General features: G+C 53.8%; 1 protein-coding gene. It reads right to left on the minus strand.

Annotated features, from left to right (window positions below):
• Nucleotides 1-247 (minus strand): hypothetical protein (locus NLU14_RS22655; RefSeq protein ID WP_275710851.1); only part of this gene is annotated, 247 nt, incomplete at both ends.

Genomic DNA, 247 nt, shown 5'->3' on the forward strand with positions numbered 1-247 from the left:
GGATATCTTCTCGCGTTCACCAATTGGACACAACAGGCCTATCTTACCATCGTATCCCAGCAGTGTCGACCAAAAAAACGCCGCTTTCACCGTCGGCGGCAAGCATCCGACGATGAAGCGGCGTTTCCCGAAGAACGCGAACAGATCGATTTCGCTTAATTTCGCCCCGTTTCCTAGCTCACCTTGTGCTCGATACGAAGCTTGTCGGCCACCATCGCGATGAACTCCGAGTTCGTCGGCTTGGACT

It is taken from the genome of Marinobacter iranensis (assembly GCF_029207565.1).
GTDB lineage: Bacteria > Pseudomonadota > Gammaproteobacteria > Pseudomonadales > Oleiphilaceae > Marinobacter > Marinobacter iranensis.